We start from the raw sequence: 11,969 nt of genomic DNA, 5'->3' as shown, positions 1-11,969 counted from the left end.
ACTGGGGACTGGGAACTGGGAACTGGGGAGACTAACCCTCCCTCGCGGTACCCGCATATCTTCCGTTCTCCCCGTGCATTCCCCTGTCATCCCCGCGTATCCCCCTGTCATCCCCGCGAAGGCGGGGATCCAGGGCAGGGTGCACACAGGCGGATAACGACGGCTGATCCGCAGGGATAAATGGACTCCCGCCTGCGCGGGAGTGACGGGGTGGTGCGCGGGAGTGACGGCAGTACGCGGGAGTGATGAACAACCCCACCCCGAATACGAAACAACCATCCACCGCCGGCCCAGGGGAGGGGCCGGCGCCACTTTGCTTACAGGAGGACATCGATGTCTACCTACCGGCACTACCACGATTCGGCACGGCAACAGCCGGAAAACTTCTGGCGCGAGCAGGCGGAAAAGCTCGACTGGTTCCGCTTTCCCCAGACCATACTGGCCAAGGACGGCAACGGCATCGACCGCTGGTTCGTCGACGGCGAACTCAATCTCTGCCATATGGCGCTCGATCATCATATCGAGGCCGGGCGCGGCGGCGACACCGCCCTCATCTACGACTCGCCGGTCACCGGCCAGAAGGCCCGTTACAGCTATCTTTCATTGCGCAACGAGGTGGCCAAGGTCGCCGGCATGCTGGCCGGGCTGGGGGTGGGCAAGGGCGATCGGGTCGTTATCTACATGCCGATGATCCCCGAGGCCGCCATGGCCATGCTGGCCTGCGCCCGGCTGGGGGCGGTGCACTCGGTGGTGTTCGGCGGCTTCGCCGCCCACGAGCTGGCGGTGCGCATCGAGGACGCCGAGCCCAGGGTGCTGCTCACCGCCTCCTGCGGCATCGAGGTGAACAAGGTCATTCCCTACAAGCCCCTGGTCGACAAGGCGGTGATGGACAGCCGCTGGAAGCCGGAGCAGGTGGTGGTGCTGCAACGGCCCCAGTGCGAGGCGGTGCTTGCCGAAGAGCGGGATTTGGACTGGCAGGCCTTGCTCGCCCGGGCCGAGCCCCACCCTTGCGTGCCCGTCCGGGCCACTGATCCGCTCTATATCCTCTACACCTCGGGCACCACCGGCAAGCCCAAGGGGGTGGTGCGCGACAGCGGCGGCTATGCCGTGGCGCTGCATTTCAGCATGGCGGCGGTGTTCGACCTCAAGCCGGGCGAGGTGATGTTCACCGCCTCGGACGTGGGCTGGGTGGTGGGCCATTCCTATATCGTCTATGGCCCCTTGCTCAGGGGTTGCACCAGCATTCTCTACGAGGGCAAGCCGGTGAAAACCCCGGATCCGGACGCCTTCTGGCGGCTGTGCGACGAATACGGGGTGAGCGTGCTGTTCTCGGCGCCCACCGCCTTTCGCGCCATCAAGAAGGAAGATCCCGCCGGCGAGGGTGTGCGGCGTTACCCCATGGCAAGGCTGCGCCATATCTACATGGCCGGCGAGCGGCTGGATCCGCCCACCCTGGAATGGGTGATGACGCATACCGGCCGGCCGGTGACCGACAACTGGTGGCAGACCGAAACCGGCTGGCCCATCGCCGCCAACCCCATCGGCCTGGAGCCCCATGCCATCAAACCGGGCTCCGCCACCCTGCCGGTGCCGGGCTTCAATGTCGAGGTGCTGGACGAGGCGGGCCAGCCGGTGCCGGCCAACACCCAGGGACTGATCGCCCTGCGCGAACCGCTGCCGCCCGGCTGCCTGACCACCATCTGGCGCAACCACGACCGCTACCGCGCGGGCTATCTCAACTCCTTTCCCGGTTACTATGTGTCCGGCGACGGCGGTTACCTGGACGAAGACGGCTACCTGTTCGTGATGGGGCGGGTGGACGACGTTATCAACGTGGCCGGCCACCGGCTGTCCACCGGCGAGATGGAAGAGGTGCTGGCCGGCCACCCGGCGGTGGCGGAATGCGCCGTGGTGGGGGTGCAGGACGAGCTCAAGGGCCAGCAGCCCCTGGGGCTGGTGGTGCTCAAGGACGGGGTGCACACTCCGCCCGGGCAAATCGTCGAGGAGCTGATCGCCCTGGTGCGGCAGCGTATCGGTCCGCTGGCCTGCTTCAAGGCCGCCCTGGTGGTCGGCCGCCTGCCCAAGACCCGCTCCGGCAAGATACTGCGCCGGATCATCCGCCAGATGGCCGACGGCGAACCCTGGGCCCTGCCTTCCACCATAGAGGATCCCGCCAGCCTGGAAGACATCGCCCGGGTATTGCAGTCCCGGCGCTAGCCTTTTCGTTACCGCATTCCCACGCCCGGCGTGGGAATGCTAGCCGGCCTCGCCCCGACAGCGCTATTCAGCCATTTCTCCCTCGTCATTCTTGCTAATCACCCCTCGAATCTACCTTCGCCCCCTCGGGAATCTCCCTTAGCCCCCTCGGGAATCTCCCTTAGCCCCCTCGGGAATCTCCCTTAGCCCCCTCGGGAATCTTACTTCGCCCCCTCGGGAATCTTACTTCGCCCCCTCGGGAATCTTACTTCACCCCCTCGGGAATCTTACTTCGCCTCCCTCGGAAATCTTACTTCGTCATCCCCGCGAAGGCGGGGATCCAGAGCCGGGGCACAGGGGTGGACCGCATCGCCAGATCCGAAGTAACGCATGGACTCCCGCCTGCGCGGGAGTGACAAGGTGGTATCTGGACGTTCCCTTCCTCGATTGAGCCGGCCCTGGCCGCTCTCCGCCCACCATAGCGTGACAAGGATCACAAATACATATCGATAACAAAAAGCTTGGTTTATTGTTAACGATTTATTAGTTAACTTGTTTACGTAAATTTAATTTCATTGTTCACATTTAACCATGGCCGGCAACATAGCCGGCACGGCAATAACACAGGGAGAGGCCAATGGCTGTACATGAAATGAACAACCCCGAGCTGATGCCGTCCACCGACAAGGACAGGGACATCAACATCTGGGACTTCACCATGCTCTGGGCGGGCATGACCATCAACATGGGGGCCTTCACCATGGGCGCCCAGCTCTATCCGGGCCTGTCGCCCTGGACCATCATCGGCGCCATACTGGCGGCCTACGCCATCGTCACCAGCATACTGATCCTGGCCGGCGACATCGGCATCCGCTACGGCATTCCCTTCACCGTCTATATCCGCTCCTGCTTCGGCTACAAGGGCGCCAAGATCCCCGCCGCCTTTCGTGCCATTCCCGCCTGCTTCTGGTTCGGCTTCCAGACCTGGGTGGCGGCGGTGGCCATCGGCAAGGTGCTGGAAATGTGGGTCGGCTATACCAACACCACCATCCTCATCCTGATCTTCGGGGTGTTGCAGGTGGTGAACGCCGTCTACGGCATGAAGGCCATGGCCAAGTTCGACTGGGTGGCGATCCCGGCGCTGACCATTCTTATCGGCCTGGTCACCTTCTGGCTGCTGCAGACCAACAACGCCACCATCGGCGACGTGCTGGCCGCCCCTTCGCTGGACAACGGCTCCTTCTGGTTCGCGGTGATGGCCATCGCCGGCATCTGGATCACCATGGGCCTGAACAGCCCGGATCTCACCCGCAAGCTGGAGCGCTCGCGCGATCATTCCAGCAAGAACTTCTTTATCCGCAACCGCAAGCCCTTTATCGCCCAGATCACCGGCCTTATCGTGATCGGCTCCGGTATCCTGATGGTGGGCATGATCGGCGGCATCCTCACCGGCACCTGGGATCCCATCGAAATCGTGCTCAACTCCATGAGCTCGCCCATAGTGCTGATCCTGAGCATGCTGACCATCGCCTTCGCCCAGTGGTCCACCAATACCGCCGCCAACCTGATGCCCTCGGCCTATATCCTGATGAACGTCTTCCCCCGGCTGAACTTCGCCCAGGGCGTGGCCATCTCCGGCGTAATCGGCCTGTTGATGATGCCCTGGGTATTCGCCGACAACCTGCTGTGGTTCAGCGTCATCACCTCCGGCCTGCTCGGTCCGGTGGCGGGCATCATGCTGGCCGACTTCTACCTGCTGCGCCACGGCCGGCTGAACGTTAACGATTTCTACGATCCCAAGGGCCCCTTCGTCTACCAGAACAACTACAACCTGCGCGCCTTCCTGGTGTACGGGGTGTCTTTCCTGTGCAGCCTGGTGTTTATCAACCTGGCCTTCTTCGTCGGCCTGGTGATCAGCGTGGTGGGCTACACCCTGCTGATGAAGCCCATCGCCAAACCCGCCGGCGAGGTGGTGCTGCAAGCCGAGTCCTGAGTTTTTAAAGCGTTAATCGTGCCTTGGCCCCCTCGTGGGGCCTTTTTTCGTTGATACGGACTCGAATTGCACCAATATGGATCCGCTGCACGGCGGCGTGCACCACTTTGGTGATATAGGCTCGGGCAAGCGGGATGGCGATGCCGTTCATTCGTCATAATTAAATTTAAATAATTGATTTAATTGTAATTTAAATAATTGGCACGAATTCTGTTAATGCTTGTGTACAGCATCTTCGACCCCGATGTGTCCATATGACCCAGCTTCAAGCACAAGCCCCGCAAGCCAGCTCCGGTTACGGCCAGACGCGCAGCTGGCCGGCGCACCTGCGCCTGCGGCTGGAAGCCGACCCGTTTCCGGCCGGGGGCAAGACCCGGCTCAAGGGGCTGGACTTTGCCGGCCCCCTGCGCATCCAGCGCCCCTTCTACCCGGAAGGGGGCCGCTGTCACCTTTACCTGCTGCATCCGCCCGGCGGCCTGGTGTCCGGCGACCGGTTGGCCATCGAGGTGGCCGCCGAGCCCGGCAGCCAATGCCTGCTGACCACCCCCTCGGCGGGCAAGATCTACGGCCGTGACAGCGCCGGTGTGGCCCAGGGCCAGCAGGTGGTGCTGTGCGCCGGCGAGGGCGCCGAACTGGAGTGGCTGCCCCAGGAGACCATCGTCTACCGGGGCGCCAACGGCGTGCTCGACACCAAAATCGAGCTGGCCGAAGGCGCCCGTTTTATCGGCTGGGATCTGGTCTGCCTGGGCCGCCCGGCCGGCGAGCACTGGTTCGAACAGGGCCACCTGACCCAGCGCCTGCAACTGCATCGGGCCGGCCGCCTGCTGTTCAACGAACGCCTCAGCCTCGAGGGCGGCGACTGGCTGCACCGGGGCCGGGTGGGGCTGAACGGCGGCTGCGTGTTCGGCACCCTGATGGCGGCGGGGCCCGGGCTGGATGACGCCCTCATCGGCGAGTTGCGCGAGGCCCTGCCGGGCCCCGATTTCACCCTGACCGAACGCCTGGGCGTGCTGCTGGTGCGCTATTTGGGCACTGATATGAACATTTGCCGCGACGGCATGTGGCGGGCCTGGGGGCTTATCCGCCCCGCCGTGCTCGGCCGGCCCGCCGTTATTCCCCGGATCTGGCTTACCTAGGAGAGACCCAAAAATGGAACTCAGTCCAAGAGAAAAGGACAAGCTGCTGTTGTTTACCGCCGCCCTGCTGGCCGAGCGCCGGCTGGCGCGCGGGCTTAAACTCAACTACCCGGAGGCGGTGGCCTACCTGTCGGCGGCGGTGATGGAAGGCGCCCGCGACGGCCGCACCGTGGCCGAGCTGATGGGTGAGGGCCGCACCTGGCTCGGCCGCGACCAGGTGATGGAAGGCGTGGCCGAACTGGTGCAGGAGGTGCAGGTGGAAGCCACCTTTCCCGACGGCACCAAGCTGGTGACCCTGCACCAACCCATTCAATAAGGAGGCGCCATGATACCGGGCGAATACCAGCTGGCCGAAGACGACATCGTCCTCAATGAAGGCCGGGAGCGGCGCACCCTGAGCGTGGCCAACACCGGTGACAGGCCCATCCAGGTGGGCTCCCACTACCACTTTGCCGAGGTCAACCCGGCGCTCGTCCTGGACCGGGCGCAGGCGCTCGGCTTTCGCCTCGATATCGCCGCCGGCACCGCGGTGCGCTTCGAGCCGGGCCAGAGCCGCACCGTGACCCTGGTGGCCCTGGGCGGCAAGCGGGCAGTCTACGGTTTCCGGGGCGAGGTAATGGGACGACTGGAAGGAGGGCAGGATGAGCAAAATTAGCCGGCAGGCCTATGCGGACATGTTCGGCCCCACCCTGGGCGACCGGGTGCGGCTGGCCGACACCGAGCTGTGGATAGAGGTGGAGCAGGATTACACCCGCTACGGCGAGGAAGTGAAGTTCGGCGGCGGCAAGGTGATCCGCGACGGCATGGGCCAGAGCCAGGCGGTGCGCGCCGACAGCGTGGACACGGTGATCACCAACGCCCTCATCCTGGATCACTGGGGCATCGTCAAGGCCGACCTGGCCATCAAGGACGGCCGCATCCACGCCATCGGCAAGGCCGGCAACCCGGATATCCAGGACGGGGTGACCATCAACGTGGCGCCGGGCACCGAGGTGATTGCCGGCGAGGGCCTGATCCTCACCGCCGGTGGGGTGGACGCCCATATCCACTATATCTGCCCCCAGCAGGTGGAGGAGGCGATCTGCTCCGGCATCACCACCATGCTCGGCGGCGGCACCGGCCCCGCTACCGGCAGCAAGGCCACCACCTGCACCCCCGGCGCCTGGCATATCGCCCGCATGCTGCAGGCCACCGACCAGATGCCGATGAACTTCGGCTTTCTCGGCAAGGGCAACGCCAGCCGGCCCGAGGCCCTGCGCGAGCAGTTGGAAGCAGGTGCCATGGGGCTCAAGCTGCACGAAGACTGGGGCACCACCCCGGCGGCCATCGACTGCTGCCTGTCGGTGGCGGAGGAATACGACGTGCAGATTGCCATCCACACCGACACCCTCAACGAGTCGGGCTTCGTGGAGGATACCCTGGCCGCCTTCAAGGGCCGCACCATCCATACCTACCACACCGAGGGCGCCGGCGGCGGCCATGCGCCGGACATCCTCACCGCCTGCAGCCTGCCCAATGTGCTGCCCTCGTCCACCAACCCGACCCGGCCCTATACGGTCAACACCGTGGACGAACACCTGGACATGCTGATGGTGTGCCACCACCTGGATCCCAATATCCCGGAAGACGTGGCCTTCGCCGACTCGCGCATCCGCAAGGAGACCATAGCGGCGGAAGACATCCTCCAGGATCTGGGGGTGATCTCCATGATCTCCTCCGACAGCCAGGCCATGGGCCGGGTGGGGGAGGTGGTGTGCCGCACCTGGCAGACCGCCCACAAGATGAAGGTGCAGCGCGGCCCGCTGCCGGAAGACCGGGCGCTTGGCGCCGACAACTTCCGTGCCAAGCGCTACATCGCCAAGTACACCATCAACCCGGCCATCACCCACGGCATCGGCCACGAGGTGGGCTCGGTGGAGGTGGGCAAGCTGGCCGACCTGGTGTTGTGGAGCCCGGCCTTCTTCGGCATCAAGCCGGCGCTGATCATCAAGGGCGGCAGCATCGCCTACGCCCCCATGGGGGATGCGAATGCCTCCATCCCCACGCCCCAGCCGGTGCACTACAGGCCCATGTTCGGCGCCCAGGGGCGGGCGGCGGCGGCGAGCAGCCTGACCTTTGTCAGCCAGGCGGCGCTGGCGCGGGATCTGGCCAAGGATCTCGGCCTCACGCGACAGCTTGCGGCCTGTCGCAACACCCGCAATATCACCAAGGCGGACCTCATCCACAACGGCGCCACCCCCGAGCTGACCGTGGACGCCCAGACCTACGAGGTGCGTTGCGACGGCGAACTGCTGCACTGCGAACCGGCCACTGTGCTGCCCCTGGCCCAGCTGTATGCGTTGTTTTAACCAGGCGCCATGGGCGCCCTCCTGCACTCTAGGGCCGACTTGTGGGCTCGACTCGTAGGGTCGAATTTATTCGACCGAACCCGGCGCCGGTGTTGGAAAGGTCCATTGAAATGGACCCTTGGCAAAGCCGCCACCTGCGGTAGAGGCGTCAAGGCTCGACTCGTAGGGTCGAATTTATTCGACCGAACTCGACGCCGGTGTTGGAAAGGTCCAGTGAAACCGGCCCTACGGAAACAACCACTTACACAGAGGAAATGTATGCTGAGAATCACCCAAAACCTGGGCCAGACAACCGAACCGGCACAGGATACCCTGACCCTGCCCTTCGAGCTGCGCCGGAAGGGGCGCCTTCGCGCCCTCAGCGATGCCGGCACCGAGGTGGGCCTCTTCCTCGAGCGCGGCCAGGTGCTGGCCCAGGGCGACAAACTCCTGAGCGAGTGTGGCCGGCTGTTCGAAGTGGTGGCCCGGGCCGAGCCCATGGTCACCGCCCACGCGGCGGACTGGCCGGGTTTCGCCCGCGCCTGCTATCACCTGGGCAACCGCCACGTCACCCTGGAAATAGGCCCGCTCTGGCTGCGCTTTCCACCGGATCACGTGCTGGAGCACCTGGCCGAGCACCTGGGCTTGCGGCTGGAGCACGGCGAGGCGCCCTTTAACCCCGAGTCCGGCGCCTACCAGGGCCTGGGCGGCCATCACCATCATGATGATCACGGGCACCACCATGACCACTGAGATGGGGGAACTGCTCGGGCTGCTGCACCTGGCCAGCCCGGCGTTGCCCATCGGCGGTTTCGCCTATTCCGCCGGCCTGGAGTCGGCCATCGATCTGGGCTGGGTCGATGATGAAGACAGCCTGGAACAGTGGCTGGCCGGCGCCCTGCAGGGGCTGGCGCACCTGGACCTGCCGGTGCTGCTGCGTCTGTACCGGGCCCTGGAGCAGGGAGATAACGACGCGCTGGCATACTGGAACGATTTTGTGCGCGCCGGCCGCGAAACCCGCGAGCTCTTGTTCGAGGATGAACAGCAGGCCCGGGCCCTGGTGCGGCTGCTTAAAGGGCAGGGCACCGAGGTGGCGATGCTGCCCGCGCCGCCGGCATTGATGAGCGCCTGGGCCCTGGCCGCCCGCAGCTGGGGGCTGAGTGCCGAGGGCGCGGCCCTGGGCTTTGCCTGGAGCTGGCTCGAAAACCAGCTCACCGTGGCCAGCAAGACGCTGCCCCTCGGCCAGACCGCCGCCCAGCGGCTGTTGCTGGCACTCAAGCCGGCATTGGCCGGGGCGCTGGCCCTGGCCGGTGAACTGCACGACGACCAACTGGGGCTGAGCCTGCCCGGCCAGGTGCATGCCAGCGCCCTGCACGAAACCCAATATTCCCGTTTATTCCGGAGTTGAACCATGAGTACACAATGTTTGCGCGTAGGTGTGGGCGGGCCGGTCGGCTCGGGCAAGACGGCGCTGCTGCGCCAGCTGTGCCTGGCCCTGCGGGATCACTATGATCTGGCGGTGGTCACCAACGACATCTATACCAAGGAAGACGCCGAATTCCTGCTGCGCCATGAGGCGCTGGCCGAGGATCGCATCATGGGGGTGGAAACGGGCGGCTGCCCGCACACCGCCATCCGCGAGGACGCCTCCATGAACCTGGCGGCCATCGACACCCTGCAGGAGCGCCACCCCGGCCTCGAACTGGTGCTGGTGGAAAGCGGCGGCGACAACCTCTCCGCCACCTTCAGCCCCGAGCTGTCGGATCTCACCCTCTATGTGATCGACGTCTGCGCCGGCGACAAGATCCCCCGCAAGGGCGGCCCCGGCATCACCAAGTCCGACTTGCTGATCATCAACAAGACCGATCTGGCGCCCATGGTAAACGCCTCCCTGGAGGTGATGGACAGAGACGCCAAACGCATGCGCGGCGAGCGCCCTTTCGTCTTCACCAACCTGATGCGCGGCGACGGCCTGGGCGACATCATCCGCTTTATCCAGCAGCAGGGCATGCTGCGCCCGCTGCCCGCCGACTTTGCCATAACAACCACAAAGGAAGGAGCATAACCATGAACAGAGCACTGATAGTACTGATGACCCTGGCCCCCGCCGCCGCCTTCGCCCACCCGGGCCATGGCGATCACGGCCTGGTGTCCGGCTTTACCCATCCGCTGTTCGGTTGGGATCACCTGCTGGCCATGGTGGCGGTGGGCATGCTGGCGGTGCTGGGCCGGGAACAGAAAGCCTGGCAATTGCCGCTGGCCTTTGTGGCGGCCATGGTGGCGGGCGCCCTGCTCGGCATCGGCGGCGTCGGCATTGCCGGGGTGGAAACGGGCATTCTCGCCTCGCTGGTGGTGCTGGGCGGCATGTTGGCCGCCGGCGTCACCGGTTTTACCGGCCTGGCCCTGGGGCTGTGCGCCCTGTTCGGCCTGTTCCACGGCAACGCCCACGGCCTGGAGCTGCCGGCCCACAGCTCGGCGCTGGGTTACTTTGCCGGCTTCGTGGCCGCCACCGCCCTGCTGCACGCCGCAGGCTGGCTGGCCGCCGGCAAAATCCACGCCACCGCGGTACGTATCGCCGGCGGCGCCATGGCCGGCGCCGGCCTGCTTGCCGCGATATAAGAGGCATCGCCCGGGTGGTGCAAAGCCGGATAATGGCGACCATCTGCAAGACCCCATGGATTCCCGCCTGCGCGGGAGTGACGAAAGGTGCGCGGGTGTGGCACCAACGCCGTCATGCCCGCGAAGGCGGGCATCCAGGGCAAAATGCACTCAACTGGACAACGGCGCCGGGTCTGCAGAGGTGATGGACTCCCGCCGAGGGCCGCCCTGTCCCGCCGGTCAACTGGCCGGTCCTGTCATTGCCAAAGGTCCCTTTTGAGTCGATAATTTCCTATTCCAACAACCTGTTCAGAGCAATCCCCCATGCTGGATAAATACTTTCATTTAAAGGAACTGAATACCGATGTGCGCCGCGAGGTGGTGGCCGGGATCACCACCTTCCTCACCATGGCCTACATCATCTTCGTCAACCCGGCCATACTGGCCGATGCGGGCATGGACCGCGGCGCCGTCTTCGTGGCCACCTGCCTGGCTGCCGCCATCGGCTGTTTTATCATGGGGCTCTGGGCCAACTATCCCATCGCCCTGGCGCCGGGCATGGGGCTCAACGCCTTCTTCACCTATACGGTGGTGCTCACCGAAGGCTACAGCTGGCAGGCCGCCCTGGGGGCGGTGTTCTTCTCCGGCTGTATCTTCGTGCTGCTCAGCCTGCTCAAGGTGCGGGAGTGGATCATCAACTCCATTCCGGGGCCGCTCAAGATCGGCATCGCCGCCGGCATCGGCCTCTTCCTGGCGCTGATCGGCCTGAAAAACGCCGGCATCATCGTCGACCATCCGGCCACCCTGGTCACCCTGGGCGACGTGACCAGCCTGCCGGTGGGCCTGGCGGCGCTGGGCTTTTTCCTGATCATCGGCATGGCGGCGCGCGGCATGCGCGGGGCCGTGATGATCGGCATCCTGGTGATCACCGGCCTGGGCATCGCCTTCGGTGACGTGCAGTACCACGGCATCATGTCTTTGCCGCCCGATCCTTCCCCCACCTTTATGCAGCTGGATATCGCCGGCGCCTTCAATGTGGGCATGCTGTCGGTGATCTTCGCCTTCCTGTTTGTGGACCTGTTCGACACTTCCGGCACCCTGATCGCCGTGGCCCAGCGCGCCAAGCTGCTGGACGAGCAGGGCCGGCTGCCGCGCCTGGGCCGCGCCCTGCTGGCCGACAGTACCGCCTCCATTACCGGCTCCATGCTGGGTACCTCCACCACCACTTCCTACGTGGAAAGTGCCGCCGGGGTGGCGGTGGGCGGGCGCAGCGGCCTCACCGCCGTGGTCACCGGCCTGATGTTTATCCTGGCCTTGCTGTTCTCGCCCCTGGCGGGCATGGTGCCGGCCTACGCCACCGCCGGTGCCCTGGTGTACGTGGCGGTGCTGATGATGGCTCAGCTCAGCCACCTGCACTGGGACGACATCACCGAAGCGGTACCGGCGGTGGTGGTGGTGGCCATGATGCCCTTCACCTTCTCCATCTCTCACGGCATCGCCCTGGGTTTTATCAGCTTCGTCGGCGTCAAGCTGCTGTCCGGCCGGGCCGCCGAGATCAGCCCCACCGTCTGGGTGCTGGCCCTGCTCTTCGTGGTGAAGTTTGCGGTAGGCCTGTAACCCGTGCCGGGTTCGGTCGCATAAATTCGACCCTGCGGCTCCCGCCGCCCCAGGCGAAAACAAAAAAGCCCCGGAAATCCGGGGCTTTTTGCGCTTTGGCCT

Annotated in this window: 11 protein-coding genes; all 11 read left to right on the top strand. The window is 65.1% G+C overall.

Annotated features, from left to right (window positions below; all coding sequences use genetic code 11):
• Window positions 1-333 precede the first annotated feature (333 nt).
• The 11 genes from JKV55_RS14190 to JKV55_RS14140 all read left to right on the top strand — a co-directional run bounded on the left by JKV55_RS14190 (window position 334) and on the right by JKV55_RS14140 (window position 11,867).
• Complete coding sequence (locus tag JKV55_RS14190; protein WP_202087045.1) at window positions 334-2,217, top strand: propionyl-CoA synthetase; 1,884 nt, start codon at window positions 334-336, stop codon at window positions 2,215-2,217.
• Window positions 2,218-2,833: 616 nt separating this feature from the next.
• Entirely contained in the window at window positions 2,834-4,189 is a 1,356-nt protein-coding gene (locus JKV55_RS14185; RefSeq protein WP_202087043.1) for a cytosine permease, read from the top strand.
• 254 nt (window positions 4,190-4,443) lie between these two features.
• On the top strand, window positions 4,444-5,325 hold the full coding sequence (locus tag JKV55_RS14180; RefSeq protein ID WP_202087041.1) for an urease accessory protein UreD: 882 nt from the start codon (window positions 4,444-4,446) through the stop codon (window positions 5,323-5,325).
• A 13-nt stretch (window positions 5,326-5,338) separates the two neighbouring features.
• A complete protein-coding gene (locus tag JKV55_RS14175) occupies window positions 5,339-5,641 on the top strand; it encodes an urease subunit gamma (RefSeq protein ID WP_094040944.1) in 303 nt (100 codons plus the stop codon).
• Window positions 5,642-5,650: 9 nt separating this feature from the next.
• Window positions 5,651-5,980 (top strand): urease subunit beta, encoded by a 330-nt coding sequence (locus JKV55_RS14170; protein WP_202087033.1) that lies wholly within the window; start codon window positions 5,651-5,653, stop codon window positions 5,978-5,980.
• A complete protein-coding gene (gene ureC, locus JKV55_RS14165; protein ID WP_202087023.1) occupies window positions 5,967-7,673 on the top strand; it encodes an urease subunit alpha in 1,707 nt (568 codons plus the stop codon). The genes JKV55_RS14170 and ureC overlap by 14 nt, the downstream gene beginning before the upstream one ends.
• Before the next feature lie 258 nt (window positions 7,674-7,931).
• Window positions 7,932-8,405, top strand: a complete 474-nt coding sequence (ureE, locus tag JKV55_RS14160; protein WP_202087021.1) for an urease accessory protein UreE — start codon at window positions 7,932-7,934, stop codon at window positions 8,403-8,405.
• Window positions 8,395-9,060 (top strand): urease accessory protein UreF, encoded by a 666-nt coding sequence (locus tag JKV55_RS14155; RefSeq protein ID WP_202087019.1) that lies wholly within the window; start codon window positions 8,395-8,397, stop codon window positions 9,058-9,060. The genes ureE and JKV55_RS14155 overlap by 11 nt, the downstream gene beginning before the upstream one ends.
• Window positions 9,061-9,063: 3 nt before the next feature.
• A complete protein-coding gene (gene ureG, locus JKV55_RS14150; RefSeq protein WP_202087017.1) occupies window positions 9,064-9,717 on the top strand; it encodes an urease accessory protein UreG in 654 nt (217 codons plus the stop codon).
• Window positions 9,718-9,719: 2 nt separating this feature from the next.
• Entirely contained in the window at window positions 9,720-10,271 is a 552-nt protein-coding gene (locus tag JKV55_RS14145) for a HupE/UreJ family protein (protein ID WP_202087015.1), read from the top strand.
• 303 nt (window positions 10,272-10,574) lie between these two features.
• Window positions 10,575-11,867 (top strand): NCS2 family permease, encoded by a 1,293-nt coding sequence (locus JKV55_RS14140; protein WP_202087013.1) that lies wholly within the window; start codon window positions 10,575-10,577, stop codon window positions 11,865-11,867.
• Window positions 11,868-11,969 lie beyond the last annotated feature (102 nt).

It is taken from the genome of Zobellella iuensis, from assembly GCF_016746085.1.
GTDB lineage: Bacteria > Pseudomonadota > Gammaproteobacteria > Enterobacterales > Aeromonadaceae > Oceanimonas > Oceanimonas iuensis.
The sequence above is the reverse complement of the archived record's forward strand: the minus strand, read 5'-3'. Positions and strand labels throughout refer to the sequence as shown.